We start from the raw sequence: 16750 nt of genomic DNA on the forward strand, positions 1-16750 counted from the left end.
GCCGTCCCCTCAAATACGTACCCGCAATTGTCGCCAAATGTATTGCAGCGATAAAGGAATTGTCGGAGAAAAGAGGACATGCCCCACGGCAGACACCGTAATGAGATTCGGGCATTTGTTGTGCACAGAGCGCCAAATATGCGCCGTGCTTCCTAGTGGAAAATTATTGTCCTCATAACAGCAACCCTAACACGAGCTACCCAGCCCGAATCAACCCCTGGGCGAAACTATTTCGCTCCGACAACGTGCGGCTGGTACTTGGGGTGCTCTGCCACGTACTTAACCACGTAGGGGCACACGGGATTGATTTCCTTGCCTTCAGACACCACGTCATCTAGCGCGAAGGACACCACTTGGCCGGCAAGCCCCTGTCCCTGGTATTCCGGATCGGTCTCGGTATGCGGAAACGTCACGACGCCGTCGGCATCATGATAGGAAGCCAAGGAAACGACCTTGCCGTCCTTGACCGCCTCGTATTGCATCGCTTCCGGGTTCTTGCGTACTTCTACACCGTTTTCTACACCGTTTTCGCTCATATCGGCCTCCTCACCGTGGGTTTTCTGGTACTTCTGAGCCTTACACCCTCACGGGCGCTTGTCTAGAACCGACGTTCTCGCAGCCTCGCCAACCGTGCCTGATCGTGGGCGCGCATCTGCTCGGCCAGCTCGGGACGATTCGCAACGAGCATCGCGCCGCCCATGAAGCGAAGCTGTGTGCGCGCGTTCAACGCGGGACGCATTGCGGCCGCCGCGCACACCGACTCATAGACCATGAGTAGCTGTTCAGCGGCCCGCCGTGCCCGCTCGATCTGTAGCCTGAGCGCAAGGTCTTCCACAACCTTGACCGCCCACCAATAGTGCGCTCTGATGATGCGCCGCACCGGATGATCATCCTCGGGGAACTCGCGAAACACATTGAGAATAATGCTCCCGTTATAAAACGGCCGCGCAATCTCATAGACGGTGATGTCCACCAGTTCATCAAGGGCTTCTAACGCGGGCTTTTCGGGCGGCCGCACGCAGGCATAGACGTGTTGGCGCGAATACGCGATCCACGCCTCGAGCACCGCCTCGACCAAATCAAACTTGCTGGGAAAATGCCGGTAAAACGTCATTTTGCTGACCTTTGACAGTGCAATGACGTGGTCAACGGTCATCGCCCGGATCCCCCACCGGTAAAACGCCAGCGACGCCACCCGCAAAATCCGCTCCCGCGCGCTTTCCCCAGCAACCGCCTCACCGTCAATCCACCCTTGATAGGTCTCGTTCCATTCGCCGTTGGAGAATTCTTGGGCTGGTAAAAATGCCCGGTGGCTACGCTTGGGCGGGTCGAATCCTGGGCTCATGACCTCGACGCTACCGCCGGAATAGGCGCAAGTGAAGCATCGTTGAGAGAATCGGAGGTAACAATTTCGATGCGAGATTTGTGGCGCACCATCGTGATAGGGGCAGGGCAAGCGGGGCTGTCGAGTGCCTACTTTTTGGTTCGAGCCGGCCTAAAGCCGGGAGTGGACTTTTTGGTCCTGGACGCGAACCCGGAACCGGGCGGCGCCTGGTTGCACCGCTGGCCTTCGCTGACCCTCGGCCGCGCCCACAACATCAACGATCTTCCCGGCACACCCTTTGGCACTCCGGATTCCACGCGCCCGGCGGCGGAGGTCGTGAGCGCCTATTACCGGGATTTTGAGCAGCAGCATCACCTTGCGGTTCTGCGCCCGGTGCAGGTTAAAAGCGTAGAGAAGCACGACGGCGTCTTCCGCATTTCCACTTCCCGCGGCACCTTTTCTGCCAGTACAGTCATCAACGCCACCGGCACCTGGGATCGCCCGCATTGGCCGAGTTACCCGGGGATGTCCACCTTTAGCGGGCCGCAAATTCATACCCATGACTTTCACAGCGTGGAGGACTTTGCCGCTCAGCGGGTGCTTGTGGTCGGCGGAGGGACCTCTGCCGTGCAATTCCTGCTGCAATTCGAGGCGGCGGGAATCGATACCCTGTGGTCCACCCGGCGCGAGCCGGACTGGGTGGATCGCGAGTTCAATCACGAGTGGGGCCGGGAGGTCGAGGCACGCGTAGCGGAGCGGACCCTCGCCGGGTTGCCGCCCGAATCGGTGATTGCCGCGACCGGCCTGCCGCTCACCGACGAGTATCGCGCCGGAATTGAACGGGGATTGCTTGTCTCACGTGGCGGCATTGACCATTTTGACTCCCACGGCGTGTATTTCACCGACGGAAGCTACGAGAAAATCGACGCGATTGTTTGGGCCACCGGTTTCCGCGCCGCACTGGGCCACTTGGCACCGCTGAAAATTCGCGAGAGCGGCGGGGGCGTCTTGATGCAGGACGGTGTGCGGGTTGCCAAAATGCCGGGACTGTATCTGGTCGGGTATGGGCCGTCGGCCTCGACCCTGGGCGCGACGAGGGCCGGGCGCCAGGCGGCCCGAGCGGCCCTGGAGCACTCGGAGGTTCAGGGCGCGATGGCGGTCAATTCGCGGTAAGCTCGGGACGAGACACACCCCCGAACACATCGTGAGGCTCACACGTGCATTACGTCATCGGCGTTCTTGGAATCCTGCTCTTCCTGGCTATCGCATGGGCCTTTAGCACCAATAGGAAGTTAGCGCTCAAGCGACTTAAATGGGTCGGGATTCTGCTCGTCATTCAGGTTCTCCTGGGCTTGCTCTTCCTCAAGACACCGGTCGGGAACGCGGTGGTCGGCAGTATCGGCAATTTCTTCGAAGCACTGCTGGGGTATGCGCGCCAAGGCATCCAGTTTGTTTTTGGCGACCTCGTGGCGGTCCCCTCGACGTTCCAAATGAAGGACGGCGCTCCGGACTACGGCGTCCCGTTCTTCTTCGCCGTACTCATGCCCATTGTCTTTATCTCGGCGCTGATCGGCATCCTGCAGTTTTTGCGGATCCTGCCGTTTGTCATCAAGTACCTTGGACTCGGGCTTTCCAAGATCAACGGCCTGGGCAAGCTCGAGTCCTTCAACGCCGTGGCCAGCATCTTCTTGGGCCAATCCGAGGTGTTCATCTCGATCAAGAACCGCTTGGGTGATTTAGACCGACGGCGCCTATACACACTGTGCGCCTCGGCAATGTCCACCGTCTCGATGAGCATTGTCGGCGCGTACATGACCCTGATGCCTGCCCAGTACGTCGTGGCCGCGATCATCATGAACCTTTTCGGCGTGTTCATCATTGTGCAGATCATCAACCCCTATGAACTCACCGCCGGGGAGGACGTCATCGACACCACGGTGGTGAAGAAGCAGTCCTTCTTTGAGATGCTTGGCGAGTACATTCTGGACGGGTTCAAGGTGGCCGTCGTGGTGGGCGCGATGCTCATCGGATTCATTGCCCTGATCGCGATGCTCAACGGTGTCTTCGATTCCATCTTTAATGTGAGTTTCCAACAGGTGCTCGGTTATGTGTTTGCGCCGCTCGCCTTCATGACCGGCGTGCCGTGGGCCGAGGCCCCCGAAGCGGGTGCACTCATGGCCACCAAGCTCGTGACCAATGAGTTTGTCGCGATGGGCGATCTCAACGCCATTCAAGCTGGCGCCCAGGCGCTCAGCGACCGCACCGAGGCCATCATCTCGGTGTTCCTGGTGTCCTTTGCCAACTTCTCCTCGATCGGCATCATTGTCGGCGCGGTCAAGGGCTTGAACGAGGAAAAGGGCAATGAGGTCGCCAAGTTCGGGCTGCGCCTGCTCCTGGGTGCAACGCTCGTCAGTTTCTTGACCGCCAGCATCGTGGGGCTCATGTCTTAGGGGCACAGGGCGATGGGGCAGACAAAACGTCAATCCGGCCAAATGAGGCGGGCAGCGACGCGACAGGATTGTGTGATCGCCGGCGGCGGCCCCGCCGGAATCATGCTCGGCCTGCTCCTGGCACGAGCCGGTTTGAGAGTCACCGTCCTGGAAAAGCACCCCGACTTTAACCGAGACTTTCGCGGCGACACCGTGCATCCTTCCACCATTCGCGCTCTCGATGAGCTGGGATTGGGTGAGAAGTTCCGGGCGCTCAAACCGGATGTCCTGGGCGACGTTTCCCTCCCCTTCGGCCCCGATGGTTTCACCACAATCGGCGCGTTTTCCAGCCTGAAGGCGCCTTACAATTACGTGGCGCTCGTCCCGCAATGGGATCTCCTCGATTTCCTTGCCGACGCCGCCAGCGAGGAACCCACGTTCACACTGATTAAGAACGCCCGCGTCACCGATGTGATACGTAGCGAAGGGGAAAACCCCCGAGCTCTCGGCCTCTTCTATCAGGACACAGGCGGAGAGGAGCACAGCATCACGGCGACCCTGACCGTTGGAGCCGATGGCAGGCATTCGGTTGTGCGCGAACGGGCTCAGCTTTCCACGATTGACTACCCCGTCCCGTTCGATGCGTGGTGGTTCGCGCTGCCTCGAATATCGCAGGAGCGCGGGGCCCCACCCGGCCTCGCGCCCGCCTTTGGCCGTGGCACTGCCATTTTGTCCTTTGACCGGGACACGTATTACCAGGTCGCTTTTCTCGCCGCCAAGGGGCGGGACGCAGAATTTCGCGCGGAAGGCATCCTCAGGTTCCGTGAACGCGTGGCAGAGATTCGTCCGGATCTCGCGCCAAATGTGCAGAGCCTCTCCTCCATGGATGACGTCCACCACCTGAGCGTCACCCTCAATCGGGTTCGGCAGTGGTGGCGCCCCGGGTTGCTCCTGATTGGCGACGCCGCCCACGCGATGTCACCCGCCGGCGGCGTCGGCATCAACCTCGCGTTTCAGGATGCGCTCGCAGCCGCACGCATCCTGAAGCCCGCCCTGGTGAGCGGAACTCTCGGCGAGGGGCCCCTGAAAGCCGTGCAACGCCGTCGTACATTTCCCACGGTGATTATTCAAGGACTGCAACGGGCGCTGCATCGGCTGCTATTCACACCGTTGTTTTTGGAGCGTTCGCCGCGGGGGCCGCGGGCGGTGGCGTGGGTGCTGCAGCATGTGCCCGCGCTCTCGCGGGTGGCGCCGCGGATGATCGGTTTCGGGCCTCGGCCCGAGCACGCCCCCGATTGGGCCCGCCCTCCCCGGCAAATTTAAGCGCCGTTCTCGGTTTTCAGCGCCCTATATGGCGCTGAAAACTCAGTTAGACGCTTAAATTTGCTTAGGTGGGGAGGGTGCAGGCGTTGACGCCCTTGCGATCGAGGATGCGCGCGACCGAGGCGTTGACATCATCCTCGTTGAGGGTACCGGCGACGACGGCCTTCTTCCCCGCCTCGATAATCGGGTCTGCATATGCGGCGAGGATGGAATTGTCGCCCGCCGGCTGGACGAACAGTGCCACGTCGGCACCGGCCTGCCACGCCTTGACACTGGCGTCGCTGAGCAGCCCGGGGATCGCCGCCGCCGTCAGCGAATCCGTGTAGACAACGGCGTCCTTGTAGCCAAGCTGTCCGCGCAGGGTATCGGTGATCGCCGCGCGTGAGAGGCTGGCCGGTTGGCCATTCGTGAGGCCCGGAACGCTCGCGTTGTTTACCATGACGTCCGGAGCGAGCCCGCGCATTTGCTGGTACGGGAGAAAGTCTTTTGTCTTCAAGGTGGCGAGGTCTGCGGTGCTTGCCGGGGCGAAGTCGGTGTTGCCGCTGGCGCTGCCAAGTCCCGGGAAGTGTTTGATGACCGGGGTGATGCCGGCGTCTTCGCTCGCCTTGACCGCTTGAGTCGCGTAGGTAGTGACCACCTCTGGGTTCGCCGAATACATGCGCCCGGGCAAGGGATCGAAACCCGGGTAGCTCACGTCGACCACCGGCGCGAAGTTGGTCGTGATGCCCTGGCTGGCAAGGTAACGGAAGTCTTGAAGGTAGGCCTGGTAAGCGGCGTCTGGCGAAAGTTGGGTCATCTGCGCGGCGCCGAGCATCCGGCCGTCAGAGATGTAGCGTTGCACCGTTCCGCCCTCTTGGTCGGTTGCAACAAAGGGGGCGATCTTTTGCGCGTTCTTAAAAGCAGTGACGGCAGGGGCTCCGGCCTCGTCCATGAGAATGACACCGCCGAGCGCGCGGTCCGCGAAGGCGGGGGCCTGTTGGGTCAGCGTTGAGGCATAGCCTGCGGCCATGATCTTCTGCGCGAGCCGTGTCTCCAGCGGGAGCGCGGCGATGCACTGGGCTTGAGTCCGCACAGCCGGGGTCGACGCGGTGGGCGCCGGACTTGACGTGGGCGATTGACTAGGAGGCCCCGCCGTGTCCGGCGATGTCCCCGGTGACGGGCGTGCTGTGGTGGGCATCGCCGTCGTGCTTGTGCCCGGCGCTCGACGAGCCGGTGCTCGCGGAGGGGCTTGGGCGGTTGGATAGATTGATGAGAATCGCCGCGACGATGGCGATGATCGCCAGGGCGCCGATCGCGGAAAGCGTCAGAGCGAGGCGACGCTGCGGGTTCGTGGCCATAATTCCACTCTACGCCCGCAATTTTCATGGCCTCCCGTATGTTTCATGGCGTTAGGAGGCCATGAAACGTGAGGGAGGCCATGAAATTTGCCTAGTGGGTGGGGGTCCAGCCTAGATTCGGGGCGATGTACTTGGTTATCGACTCCAGCAGGTGCGCGTTGTACTCGACGCCGAGCTGGTTCGGGACCGTCACCATGAGCAGATCGGCGGCCTTGACCGCCTCATCCGTGGCCAGTTCTTCGGCAATCTTGTCCGGCTCACCGACGTAGGTCTTTCCGAACCGGGACAGGAAACCGTCGATGTAGCCCACCTGGTCGTTGCCTTCGCGCAGCCCTGCCCCGCCAAAGTAGTAGCGGTCCTCATCGGTGACGATCGGCAGGATGCTGCGGCTCACCGAGGTTTGCGGCGTCCAGCCCCAGCCAGCTTCCTTGAATTTCTCATGGAAGAGCTGGATTTGTTCTGCCTGCAACTGGTCGAAGGGAACGCCGGTGTCTTCGGTCAACAGGGTGGAACTCATCATGTTCATGCCCTTTTCGGCCGCCCACTCGGCGGTTTGCCGTGTGCCTGCACCCCACCAAATGCGGTGCCGGAGCCCTGGCGAATACGGTTCGATCGCAAGTTTGGTGCCGGGGCGGGTCATCTTGGGGTCGCCATCGACAATGCGTTTGCCCTCAATGGCCTCAAGGAATCGGTCCGTCTTGGCGCGCGCCATGTCGGACCCGCGTTCCTTATCTTCGGCCGTGTAGCCGAACGCCTCGTACCCGCGCAGAGCGGTCTCGGGTGAACCGCGGCTGATGCCCAATTGCAGCCGACCGTCGGCAATGTAGTCGGTCGCGGCCGCTTCCTCAGCCATGTACAGCGGGTTTTCGTAGCGCATGTCGCGGTTGCGACACCCGTTCACGTAAGCTTGGTTGCATGGTTGAACTGGTATCGCTGAGGAAGACGAACGAGGTAGCCGCGTACGTCCGTGCCTCGATGGATCGCAAGGGCGACCGGTGGACGGTCGAGACGCAGCTGCGGAAGATCAGGGCGCTGGCCGAGGCCAAGGACTGGGAGGTCGTTGAGGTCTACGACGACAACGCGGTATCGGCGACGAAGAAGCGCCGCGCTGGCACCCGGTGGGCCGAGATGCTGGACGACGCCCGGGCGGGTCGGTTCTCGATGGTCGTCGCCGTGGACATGGACCGGCTCCTGCGCAGCACGAAGGACTTGAACACGCTGATCGACCTGGGCCTGCGCGTCGTCACCGTGGACGGCGAGATCGACCTCTCGACTGCGGACGGCGAGTTCCGAGCGACGATGCTCGCCGCTCTCGCGCGGTTCGAGGCCCGTCGCAAGGCCGAACGACAGATCCGTTCCAACGAGCGCCGCCGCGCCGAGGGCATCCCGGCATCCACCTGGAAGGCGTTCGGCTGGACGAGGGAGGGCGAGCTGATCGAGGAGGAGGCCGACGCGGTTCGGCGGGCCTTCGATGCGTTCCTCGGAGAGCCGTCCCTGTCGATCCGTCGCATCCGCGAGGACCTGAACAGTGCCGGTCATCTGACTGCGCGCGGGTCGGAGTTCTCCGTCGATGCTGTGCGGTATCTGCTGGCGAATCCTCTCTACGCTGGCTACATCAAGCACTACGCCTCGGGCGAGCTGTACCCGGTGCAGGGCGAGGCGTTCCCTCCCATCGTCGGCGAGCAGACCTGGAGGGCCGCGGTGGCGAAGCTGGAGGACAACGTGCGGAGGTCGGCGAGGCAGGGCAACCAGCCTAAGTACCTGCTGTCCACGATCGGGCTGTGCGGGAAGTGCGGCGCGACGCTCGTATCGGGGACGAACAGCCGCAAGCAGCCGACGTACCGCTGCGGCGAGCAGTTCCACCTCACCCGCCAACGCGAACCCGTCGACGCGATGGTCACCGAGGCGGTGCTCACCCGCCTGTCCTCGGTGGACGTGCACGACCTCGTGATGCCGCAGGAGGACGATGGGCCGGACCGCGAGGAGCTGCTGACCGAGCGGAATGCCCTGGTCGAGCGCGTGAAGGAACTGAGCCCTCTGCTGCTGGACGTGCGCCAGCCCGTCTTGGAGATCACCGAGGCGATCAGGGGCGGGAAGGTCCGCATCGACGAGATCGACGCGGAGCTGCTCGACCGCTCGGTGTCGGTGGCGGCGAAACTGCTGGCGGACGTGGATGAGCCACTGGGCACCATGGAGCGCCGCGAAGTGGTCGAGTCGAAGTGGAAGGCACTGGACATGGACCGCCGCCGGATGCTCGTGGATGAGCTGGTGACGGTGACCATCGAGCCCATTGCCCCCGGCCACGTGAAGTTCGACCCCGCCCTCATTCGGATAGAGCCGCGTCGCGACTAACACGCGAATCGACTCGTCAGTGGACTGGTGAGTCGAGTCGTGGGAGAATGGTTGCAGACAAGAAGATCCCACCGGGGCCGCGACTTAGAAGCGCGGGGTTCTACTCCCGGATGAGTAGCCGGTCAAACAGCCCAATTACCGTGGCGGGGAACCGGAAGCACACTCATGTTTGAGGACTTCCGATGTCTGTCGTTATCGACGCTCCCCGCGCATCTGCGCTGGACTGCCCTGGGCTCGACCAGGACTCGACCCCCGTTCCGCAGGCTGATGGGCTCGATCCCGTCATCGCTGCCGCCCTCGCCGCCGGTCGCCGAGCTGGTGAGCGCCTGGCCCGCACGCCGCTGACTCCGCGCCAGCGGGCCGCGGTCGCCGCCGTGATGGGTGGTGATCGCTGATGAGCGCCAACTCCGCCGCCTTCGACCACGTGAACGGCTTCCGCTGGCGTGTGAGCGACCCCACTCTCGCCGACAGCGAAGCGCACCTCTACGACCTCGGCGTGCTCCGCTCCGTGCTGGAGGAGGCCGTCGAGATGGCCGCCGCCGATGCCCGCGCCGACGGGGTGACCTGGGCCAAGATCGGCGACGCCCTCGGCGTCACGCATCAGGCCGTCATCAAGCGTTACCGCAAGGGCGGTGCCCGATGAACGCCGCCGAACGCACCAGCGCCACCGCTCCCGCTGACCTGACCAGCCCGACCGATGGGCCTGGCCTGGCATCCGCCGGAGGCGGGCTGCCCGTCGTCGTGATGCCCGTCCTCATCCGTGCTCCGCACTCCAAGAGTTCCGGGAGCCTCATCCGTTCCTACGGGCGCGGCAAGGGCTTGTCGATTGCCGCGCCATGCAACAACATGCCTGGTCAGCTGCCGGTTTCGCCTTCGCTCCACCGCGTGACCCCGCAGGATCATTTGGGGTCTCATTTGGGGGTCAATAGGGGGTCATTTAAGGCGCCGCACGCTCCTTCCGACGTCCTGGGCGGTGGTCGTCGTGGCTAAGCAGGAGAACAACCCGACGAGCATCGGTCTCACGCAGTACCTCGATCCGTCGTACTGGACCTGGGCCGCCGGCGATCCGACCGGAGCCGCGCTGCTCCAGCAGGGAGCCGGAGCGATCCTCACCTACGTGGTGCAGCGGCTCGAGGCCATCGGCTGCGAGGTCATCGAGGCCTACGGCATCGTGCACGACAAGGACGAGCGCGAGGTCTGGAGCGACACGGAGAAGGCTCTGGTCGTCGAGCCGAAGCCGGATCACCTGCACGCGGTGATCAAGTTCGCCAGCCGCGCGAAGAGCGCGCCTCTGGATCGGCTCGCGTTTGGCATCGGCGTCGAACCGCAGTACGTCGAGAAGCCCGGTCGCGGGCGGTACGCCTTCGACAACATGCTCTCGTACCTGACGCACGTGAAGTACGCGGACAAGCACCAGTACGCGCCTTCGGAGGTCGCCACGGTGCGCGGGCCGGACTACCTCGGCATCGACGCCCAGCGCCGGGAGACGTGGCTCAAGGGTCGCGCCCACGTGAAGAAGAAGGTCGTCGCCGAGAACTTCGAGGACATGCGCGAGCGCGTGCTCCAGGGCGAGATCACGCGCGATCAGATCATGCTTACCGATGAACTGTTCGACATCTACTCGCGGCATCAGCGGGAGATCGACGATGCCCTGTCGGCCTATGGTCAGCGCCGTGCGTACCGGGCGGCGGCGAAGCTCCGCGCCGGTGAGTTCTCGACGCACGTGGTGTTCGTCCACGGGGATGCCGGTATCGGCAAGACCCGGTTCGCCACGGACTTCACCTCCGAGGCGATCAACGCGGCGAACGCCCACGGCGAGCGGTGGCAGGTCTACCGGGCCGCCACGGGGAACCCCCTCGATGACTGGCGCGGGGAGGAAGTGCTGCTGCTCGACGATCTGCGCGCCTCGGCGATGGACGCGAACGACTGGCTGCTGCTGCTCGATCCGTACAACGCCTCGCCTGCGAAGGCTCGGTACAAGAACAAGGGCGAGGTGGCCCCGCGTCTCATCGTCATCACGGCGACGATCGAGCATGTCGAGTTCTTCTACTACGCCCGTCAGAAGGGCAACGTGGACGAGGCGCTGGACCAGTTCATCCGCCGCCTGGCCTCGGTCGTGAAGGTCTACCGTGCCGACGACATCAACCGCTACCTCGTGCAGCACATCGGAAGGATCGAGCCCTACGAGTGGCATCAGTGCAGCGTTCCGGCCGCCGCGCACACGCCCGGCATGTACGGGAACGCGTACCACCGGAACGCCGGGTCGCGGGAACTGACCTACGGTCCGGAGACCTCGGCGGACCACGACGCGGACGGCGCGGTCGCGGAGCTGCTGAGCGGGCTCGCCGTGCGGAGTCCGGACGTGCCGCTGGCACTGATCGGAGGTGCCGCATGAGCACCGAACTGGACGCGCTCTTTCAGGGGGTCGAGGGGGCCGGAGGCCCCTCGCAAGCAGGCATGGAGGACACGAGCGTCAGCGATGTGTCCGACATGCCTACTGCTTGCCACTCTGGCGTACAGGTAGAGCAGCAGGCCGACTCCCAGGTGAACACCGGTCGGGCTGATGCGGAGGCTGTGCGTCAGAGTCACGGCGGCGCGAAGCGTCGTCGTGGCAGCGGCGGGCGGCTCGATACCCGCTTCGATGACGCCACGCTCGGGGCGCTTCGCACTCGTGCGAAGCGGCTCGGGCTGGCTCCGAGCACGTGGGTGCGGACCGTCGTGCGGGATGCGCTCCACGCCTCTCGGAGCGAGGAGCTGGACGCCGCCGTGGCCGCGCACCTGCTCGGAGCCGAGTTGCGCGTGCAGGCCTCGGCGGACGCCCGCGAGCTGGCCGCCCAGGTGCGCCCGCTGGCGATCAACGTCAACGACCTGGACCGCCGCGCGCGGGCCGGTGAGGCGGTGGCGCTGTCGGCAGAGGTGCCCGAGCTGATCGAGTTGCTGCGCGGGGTCCGGGCGCTGCTCGGGGACCGGACGGCGTCATGAGCACCACGCACTACAGCCCGAGCACGAGCGCCGGAGACACGGAGCGCTACATCCGAGGCGAGGCGGACGAACGCGGGGTCGCGATCACGTGCGATGTGCCGGGAGGCCCCGGCGCATTCTCGGCCCGCGCCCGCGCGCTCACGCAGAACACGAAGCGCGACGTCGAGGCGCTGCACTATCGCCAGTCGTTCAGCGACGAGGAGTTCGACCCGAACAGCCCGGAGGACGTGCAGCGGGTGAACGATCTGGGCTACCAGCTCGCGAAGAAGATGCACCCGGACTCGGACTGCCTTGTGGTGACGCATGTGGATGGACGTGGCCGCAAGCCGCACAACCACATCTTGGTCGTCAACCACAACAACCGCGCCGGGAAGGCGCTCTCGGACTACCGCACGTTCCACGACCGCAAGGCAGGGAACCAACGGGGCGTGCAGTCGGCAAACGACGAGCTGATGCGCGAGCACGGCCTCTCGGTCGTGAAGCGGCTGGAGCACGCGCCGAAGGACTAGGAGCTGCGCCGCGAGGACTTCGCCGAGGGGTCGCTCGACCGGGAGATGGGCGACCGGATGAGCGCCGCTCTGGCCAATCCTTGGTCGGTGGACAAGCCCGGTCTCGAATCGGTGATCGCGGAGCAGAACCAGCAGCTTGGCGACGACGGGAAGCAGGTGCCGCGGATGCGCCTGCACACAGCCGTGAGCAAGCGGGGCAAGAACGTCGGCAAGGAGACGTGGACGCTCTACATCGAGGACCGCCGAGGTGAGTCCGGGCGCGCCGAGCGCCGCAAGCGCACCAGCGCCCTCTCGGCGGACTTCACCCCGGAGGGCGCGCAGGCGTTCTTCGACTATCACCAGCAGCAGAAGGAGCAGGGCCATGAGCGCAGCGCTCGACAGGCTGAAGCAGCAGAACGCGCAGGACGAGCAGCGGCAGCAGCTCGGCATTCCGGAGACGATGGAGGCGTTGACCTCGATCCTCGCCGCCGTCGAGGCGCAGAACGCGCGGCTCGACCGGCTGGCCGAGCAGCAGAAGAAGCTCGCGGGGTTCGTGAAGGTCATGGACGAGGAGATGAGCAAGCGCATCGACCGGGCGTCGACCTCGCAGCCGTCCGTCAGCACGTCACCGCAGATCGAGAGCGTCGAGAGCAGGCTGAGCGAGATCGAGAGCACGCTCGGCGAGTTCGTGCAGAGTCTCGACGGGAAGCGGCTGAACGCCGCCTCGCAGAGTTTGATCGCCGAGGCGCAGAAGAACCACGCGGCTACGGCCTCGGCGATTGAGGGACTCAAGGCACAGGCCGCGGCGAACCAGAAGCTCGTGAGCCAGGTCGGCGGGGCCGTGCAGCGGATCGAGAAGCGCACCGAGGAACGGGTCGAGAAGGCCGTCGAGCAGGTCGCCGGGGAGGCCTCGGCCACGATGACGGCGAACCTCGACGCGTCCAACGAGCGCGCCGAGCGGATCATCGCCGCGACGGCGAAGCTGGAGGCCCGACAGCTCTGGTCGGCTGGCGCTGCGATGTGCCTCGCCCTCTTGCCGGTGGTCGTGGTCGTCGCTGGGCTCTGGATGGGCATCGCTGGGCTCATCACAGGCGCTCAGTGGGCCCTCGACGTGGACGGGAGCCTTTGGCTCGGCATCGGGCGCTGGCTCGTGGTTGCCGTGGGCCTCACCGGGGCCGGCTACGGGCTCTTCGCGTCCGTCCGTTGGGTCGCGTGCCTCGTTGAGACCTGGAGGGGCCGCGGGATGCCGAAGTGGCCCCGCTGGCGCAAGTAGGTGAATCCGGTTCCCGAGGGCAAGCGCGCGGAGCGCGTGCGGCAGCCCTGACGTGTCGACAACAAGTCAGCAGTCCCTGTATAGTTCAGTGCATGCTGACCATTGCTTCACGCCTCGACGTCATGAACCGGCTCGGCCGGGCCATGGCGGACCCGACGCGATCCCGGATCCTGATGACCCTGCTCGACGGCCCAAGCTACCCGGCCGTGCTCTCGCGCGAGCTGGAGCTGACGCGCTCGAACGTGTCGAACCACCTGACCTGCCTGCGCGACTGCGGGATCGTGGTCGCCGAGCCCGAGGGGCGGCAGACGCGCTACGTGATCGCCGACCCGCATATCGCGGCGGCGCTCACGGCCCTCGTGGACGTGACGCTGGCCGTCGACGAGCACGCGCCATGCATGGACTCGCAGTGCACCGTGCCGGGCTGCTGCGGGACAGGAGCGGCCAAGTGAGCGCGGCGTGCGGCTGCGACGAGCCCGAGACCGCGGCCGGTGAAGCAGTCGACGAGGAACAAGAACGCCCCTGGTGGCGGGATCGCGGGATCATGGTCCCGGTCTTCTCCGGCGTCGCTTTCGGCACCGGCCTGGCCTTGGAGTGGTCCGAGTGGGAGATCCCGGCGCTGGTGCTGTTCTGGATCGGCCTGCTGCTGGGCGCGTCGACGTTCACCCCGGGCGCGATCCGGAAGCTGTTCAAGGGCAAGCTGAGCATCAGCCTGCTGATGACGATCAGCGCGATCGGCGCGGTCATCCTCGGCTACGTCGAGGAGGCCGCCGCGCTGGCGTTCCTCTATTCGATCGCCGAGGCGCTGGAAGACAAGGCGATGGACCGGGCCCGAGGCGGGCTCCGGGCGCTGCTCAAGCTCGTCCCGGAGACCGCGACCATCCGCCAGGGCGGCGCATCGGTCGAGGTCGCCGCGAAAGACCTCGTTGTCGGTCAGCTGATGCTGGTCCGGCCGGGCGAGCGGATCGCGACCGACGGCGTCGTCCGCACCGGCCGCTCCAGCCTGGACACCTCCGCGATCACCGGGGAGTCGATCCCCGTCGAGGTCGAGCCCGGCGATGCCGTGTCGGCCGGTGCGATCAACACCGCGGGAGCGCTGGAAGTGGAGACGACCGCGGCGGGCACCGACAACTCGCTGACCACCATCGTCGACCTGGTTGAGAAGGCGCAGGCAGAGAAGGGCGACCGCGCCCGCCTCGCCGATCGCATCGCCCGACCACTCGTGCCCGGCGTGCTCATCCTCGCAGTCCTGGTCGCCGTCATCGGTTCGCTGCTGGGCGACCCGGAGCTGTGGATCACCCGCGCCCTCGTGGTGCTCGTGGCGGCGTCGCCGTGCGCGCTGGCGATCTCGGTGCCGCTGACCGTGGTCGCTGCGATCGGCTCGGCGAGCAAGTTCGGCGTGATCATCAAGTCCGGGGCCGTGTTCGAGCGCTTCGGCGTGATCCGCCACGTGTCCGTCGACAAGACCGGCACCCTGACCCGCAACGAGCCCGCCGTCACCGCAGTCCTCACCACTGACGGTGTGACCGAGGAACAGGCGCTGGCCTGGGCCGCAGCGCTGGAGCAGCACAGCACCCACCCCCTCGCGGCCGCGATCACCGCTGCAGCCCCCGGGGCCCCTGCTGCCGAGGGCGTGACCGAGCAGGCCGGGCACGGCATCGAAGGCAAGCTCGACGGCGCGCGGGTCACGGTCGGCAGTCCCCGCTGGTTGGACGCCGGGCCGCTCGGCGACCAGGTGGCAGGCATGGAGGAGCAGGGCATGACGGTCGTCATCGTCCACCGCCACGAGATCCCGGTCGCCGCGATCGGCGTCCGCGACGAGCTGCGCCCCGAGGTCCCCGAGGTCGTCCGCACCCTCGAGTCCCAGGGCGTGGGCATGACCATGCTCACTGGCGACAACGCCCGCACCGCACGTGCCCTGGCCGCGCAGGCAGGGATCGAGGACGTCCGCGCCGAGCTGCGCCCCGAGGACAAGGCCGCCGCGATCGGCGAACTCGGCAAGAACGGGTCGGTGGCGATGATCGGCGACGGCATCAACGACGCCCCCGCCCTCGCCGCCGCGGACATCGGCATCGCGATGGGTGCGACCGGCTCCGATGCCGCGATCGAGTCCGCCGACGTCGCCTTCACTGGCCACGACCTGCGCCTGCTGCCGCGTGCGTTCGACCACGCCCGCCGCGGACGTCACATCATCAACCAGAACATCATCCTGTCGCTGCTGATCATCGCCGCCCTGCTTCCGCTCGCCCTGTTCGGCGTCCTGGGGCTGGCCGCGGTGGTGCTCGTACACGAGATCGCCGAGGTCGTCGTGATCCTCAACGGCCTGCGAGCCGCCCGGACGCGGAGGGTCGGCGCGTGACCGCGCAGGACGCCGCCGTCGAAGGGACGAGCACGCAGGAGCACGGCCCAACGGCAGGGGGCAAGCGTGCCCTCCGCCTTGCGCTCATCGTGGCCGTGCTTGCCCTGGCCGTGGACCAAGGGTCGAAGGCCCTCGCCGTTGCGCAGTTGACGCCGGGCGAGCGGATGCCACTGCTCGGCGACCTGTTCGGATTGTCGCTGGTCTACAACCCCGGGGCCGCGTTCTCGCTCGGCTCCGGAGCCACCTGGATCTTCACGATTGTCGGGCTCCTCGCTGCCGTGATGGTGGTCGTTTTCGCCGTGCGGCTGCGCGGGGCGAGGTGGGGCGTCGCGTTGGGCCTGGTCCTCGGTGGCGCGGTCGGCAACCTCGTCGACCGGCTCGTGAATCCGCCCTCGTTCGGGCAGGGGCACGTCACCGACTTCCTTGCCTACGGAAACCTGTTCGTCGGGAACGTCGCCGACGTCTTCATCGTCGCCGGCGTCGGGCTGGTCTGCGTGAACCTGCTCCTACCGACTCCTCGCACGACAGCCGAAACCGACCGAACGGATCCCGCTTCATGAAGGTCGAACTGCTGCACATCGTCGACTGCCCGAACACCGCCGTCGCCGAGGAGCACGCACGCGCCGCTCTGGACTCGCTGGGGCTCACGGACGTGCCCGTCGAGCTGGTCACGATCCACAGCGAGGCCGAGGCGGCGAACACCAGGTTCGGAGGCTCGCCCACGATCCTCGTCGACGGCGTCGACCTGTTCCCGACGACACCGGTTCGCTCCCTCGCGTGCCGGGTCTATGCGACGGAGACCGGGTACGCCGGAGCCCCGGCTGCGGCACAGATCGATGAGGCGCTTCGCGGCCGCAGGCGAGGCGGCGGAGGCGAACGATAG

19 protein-coding genes and 1 pseudogene are annotated in these 16750 nt (G+C 65.6%); 15 read left to right on the forward strand and 5 right to left on the reverse strand.

The genetic code is table 11. The features are described 5' to 3' along the window. Nucleotides 1–227: 227 nt before the first annotated feature. Complete coding sequence (locus O148_RS0104675; RefSeq protein WP_026529982.1) at nt 228–536, reverse strand: GNAT family N-acetyltransferase; 309 nt, start codon at nt 534–536, stop codon at nt 228–230. A 62-nt stretch (nt 537–598) separates the two neighbouring features. Next, entirely contained in the window at nt 599–1345 is a 747-nt protein-coding gene (locus tag O148_RS16965) for a TetR/AcrR family transcriptional regulator (RefSeq protein WP_051619843.1), read from the reverse strand. Between the two features lie 69 nt (nt 1346–1414). On the opposite strand from O148_RS16965, the gene O148_RS14880 reads away from it, so the two are divergent. The 3 genes from O148_RS14880 to O148_RS0104695 all read left to right on the forward strand — a co-directional run bounded on the left by O148_RS14880 (nt 1415) and on the right by O148_RS0104695 (nt 5076). Beyond that, nucleotides 1415–2497: a flavin-containing monooxygenase gene (locus tag O148_RS14880; protein ID WP_051619844.1), complete on the forward strand. Its 1083-nt coding sequence runs from the start codon at nt 1415–1417 to the stop codon at nt 2495–2497. A 44-nt stretch (nt 2498–2541) separates the two neighbouring features. Further along, nucleotides 2542–3774, forward strand: coding sequence for a NupC/NupG family nucleoside CNT transporter (locus tag O148_RS0104690; protein WP_026529983.1), 1233 nt, complete (start codon nt 2542–2544; stop codon nt 3772–3774). 72 nt (nt 3775–3846) lie between these two features. After that, nucleotides 3847–5076 carry an FAD-dependent oxidoreductase gene (locus O148_RS0104695; protein ID WP_240470791.1) on the forward strand — a complete coding sequence of 410 codons (1230 nt, stop codon included), beginning with the start codon at nt 3847–3849 and terminating at the stop codon, nt 5074–5076. A 64-nt stretch (nt 5077–5140) separates the two neighbouring features. Here O148_RS0104695 and O148_RS0104700 read toward each other — a convergent pair whose 3' ends face one another. The 3 genes and pseudogenes from O148_RS0104700 to O148_RS14885 all read right to left on the reverse strand — a co-directional run. Next, complete coding sequence (locus O148_RS0104700; protein WP_026529985.1) at nt 5141–6148, reverse strand: glycoside hydrolase family 3 N-terminal domain-containing protein; 1008 nt, start codon at nt 6146–6148, stop codon at nt 5141–5143. 46 nt (nt 6149–6194) lie between these two features. Continuing rightward, nucleotides 6195–6413, reverse strand: coding sequence for a hypothetical protein (locus O148_RS0104705; RefSeq protein ID WP_026529986.1), 219 nt, complete (start codon nt 6411–6413; stop codon nt 6195–6197). A 91-nt stretch (nt 6414–6504) separates the two neighbouring features. Then, nucleotides 6505–7293: pseudogene (locus tag O148_RS14885) on the reverse strand (LLM class flavin-dependent oxidoreductase); the annotation flags it as partial. 35 nt (nt 7294–7328) lie between these two features. On the opposite strand from O148_RS14885, the gene O148_RS0104715 reads away from it, so the two are divergent. The 12 genes from O148_RS0104715 to O148_RS17515 all read left to right on the forward strand — a co-directional run bounded on the left by O148_RS0104715 (nt 7329) and on the right by O148_RS17515 (nt 16750). Next, nucleotides 7329–8765, forward strand: a complete 1437-nt coding sequence (locus O148_RS0104715; RefSeq protein ID WP_026529987.1) for a recombinase family protein — start codon at nt 7329–7331, stop codon at nt 8763–8765. A 182-nt stretch (nt 8766–8947) separates the two neighbouring features. Next, nucleotides 8948–9160 carry a hypothetical protein gene (locus tag O148_RS0104720; protein WP_026529988.1) on the forward strand — a complete coding sequence of 71 codons (213 nt, stop codon included), beginning with the start codon at nt 8948–8950 and terminating at the stop codon, nt 9158–9160. Beyond that, the gene (locus O148_RS0104725; protein WP_026529989.1) at nt 9160–9408 is read left to right on the forward strand and encodes a helix-turn-helix domain-containing protein; all 249 of its coding nucleotides are present in this window, start codon (nt 9160–9162) and stop codon (nt 9406–9408) included. Before O148_RS0104720 ends, O148_RS0104725 begins: the two co-directional genes overlap by 1 nt. Next, the gene (locus O148_RS0104730) at nt 9405–9755 is read left to right on the forward strand and encodes a hypothetical protein (RefSeq protein WP_026529990.1); all 351 of its coding nucleotides are present in this window, start codon (nt 9405–9407) and stop codon (nt 9753–9755) included. Before O148_RS0104725 ends, O148_RS0104730 begins: the two co-directional genes overlap by 4 nt. Beyond that, on the forward strand, nt 9739–11160 hold the full coding sequence (locus O148_RS0104735; protein WP_026529991.1) for a Rep family protein: 1422 nt from the start codon (nt 9739–9741) through the stop codon (nt 11158–11160). Before O148_RS0104730 ends, O148_RS0104735 begins: the two co-directional genes overlap by 17 nt. Continuing rightward, a complete protein-coding gene (locus tag O148_RS0104740; RefSeq protein WP_026529992.1) occupies nt 11157–11747 on the forward strand; it encodes a hypothetical protein in 591 nt (196 codons plus the stop codon). The genes O148_RS0104735 and O148_RS0104740 overlap by 4 nt, the downstream gene beginning before the upstream one ends. Continuing rightward, a complete protein-coding gene (locus O148_RS18080; RefSeq protein ID WP_026529993.1) occupies nt 11744–12256 on the forward strand; it encodes a relaxase/mobilization nuclease domain-containing protein in 513 nt (170 codons plus the stop codon). Before O148_RS0104740 ends, O148_RS18080 begins: the two co-directional genes overlap by 4 nt. 361 nt (nt 12257–12617) lie before the next feature. Further along, a complete protein-coding gene (locus O148_RS18085; protein WP_026529994.1) occupies nt 12618–13508 on the forward strand; it encodes a GumC domain-containing protein in 891 nt (296 codons plus the stop codon). Between the two features lie 92 nt (nt 13509–13600). After that, on the forward strand, nt 13601–13960 hold the full coding sequence (gene cmtR / locus O148_RS0104755; protein WP_026529995.1) for a Cd(II)/Pb(II)-sensing metalloregulatory transcriptional regulator CmtR: 360 nt from the start codon (nt 13601–13603) through the stop codon (nt 13958–13960). Next, nucleotides 13957–15867: a heavy metal translocating P-type ATPase gene (locus O148_RS0104760; protein ID WP_205618168.1), complete on the forward strand. Its 1911-nt coding sequence runs from the start codon at nt 13957–13959 to the stop codon at nt 15865–15867. The genes cmtR and O148_RS0104760 overlap by 4 nt, the downstream gene beginning before the upstream one ends. Beyond that, nucleotides 15864–16427, forward strand: coding sequence for a signal peptidase II (lspA, locus tag O148_RS17510; protein WP_026529997.1), 564 nt, complete (start codon nt 15864–15866; stop codon nt 16425–16427). Before O148_RS0104760 ends, lspA begins: the two co-directional genes overlap by 4 nt. Further along, nucleotides 16424–16750: a hypothetical protein gene (locus O148_RS17515; RefSeq protein ID WP_026529998.1), complete on the forward strand. Its 327-nt coding sequence runs from the start codon at nt 16424–16426 to the stop codon at nt 16748–16750. Before lspA ends, O148_RS17515 begins: the two co-directional genes overlap by 4 nt.

Origin of the sequence: Haematomicrobium sanguinis DSM 21259, from assembly GCF_000688395.1 — a bacterium.
Lineage (GTDB): Bacteria > Actinomycetota > Actinomycetes > Actinomycetales > Micrococcaceae > Haematomicrobium > Haematomicrobium sanguinis.

What these genes read in the sequence shown, in the direction of transcription:
- O148_RS0104675 (WP_026529982.1), bottom strand. Translation starts at nt 536, where the DNA reads ATGAGCGAAAACGGTGTAGAAAACGGTGTAGAAGTACGCAAGAACCCG.
- O148_RS16965 (WP_051619843.1), bottom strand. Translation starts at nt 1,345, where the DNA reads ATGAGCCCAGGATTCGACCCGCCCAAGCGTAGCCACCGGGCATTTTTA.
- O148_RS14880 (WP_051619844.1), top strand. Translation starts at nt 1,415, where the DNA reads ATGCGAGATTTGTGGCGCACCATCGTGATAGGGGCAGGGCAAGCGGGG.
- O148_RS0104705 (WP_026529986.1), bottom strand. Translation starts at nt 6,413, where the DNA reads ATGGCCACGAACCCGCAGCGTCGCCTCGCTCTGACGCTTTCCGCGATC.
- O148_RS0104715 (WP_026529987.1), top strand. Translation starts at nt 7,329, where the DNA reads ATGGTTGAACTGGTATCGCTGAGGAAGACGAACGAGGTAGCCGCGTAC.
- O148_RS0104720 (WP_026529988.1), top strand. Translation starts at nt 8,948, where the DNA reads ATGTCTGTCGTTATCGACGCTCCCCGCGCATCTGCGCTGGACTGCCCT.
- O148_RS0104725 (WP_026529989.1), top strand. Translation starts at nt 9,160, where the DNA reads ATGAGCGCCAACTCCGCCGCCTTCGACCACGTGAACGGCTTCCGCTGG.
- O148_RS0104730 (WP_026529990.1), top strand. Translation starts at nt 9,405, where the DNA reads ATGAACGCCGCCGAACGCACCAGCGCCACCGCTCCCGCTGACCTGACC.
- O148_RS0104740 (WP_026529992.1), top strand. Translation starts at nt 11,157, where the DNA reads ATGAGCACCGAACTGGACGCGCTCTTTCAGGGGGTCGAGGGGGCCGGA.
- O148_RS18080 (WP_026529993.1), top strand. Translation starts at nt 11,744, where the DNA reads ATGAGCACCACGCACTACAGCCCGAGCACGAGCGCCGGAGACACGGAG.
- O148_RS18085 (WP_026529994.1), top strand. Translation starts at nt 12,618, where the DNA reads ATGAGCGCAGCGCTCGACAGGCTGAAGCAGCAGAACGCGCAGGACGAG.
- cmtR (WP_026529995.1), top strand. Translation starts at nt 13,601, where the DNA reads ATGCTGACCATTGCTTCACGCCTCGACGTCATGAACCGGCTCGGCCGG.
- O148_RS17515 (WP_026529998.1), top strand. Translation starts at nt 16,424, where the DNA reads ATGAAGGTCGAACTGCTGCACATCGTCGACTGCCCGAACACCGCCGTC.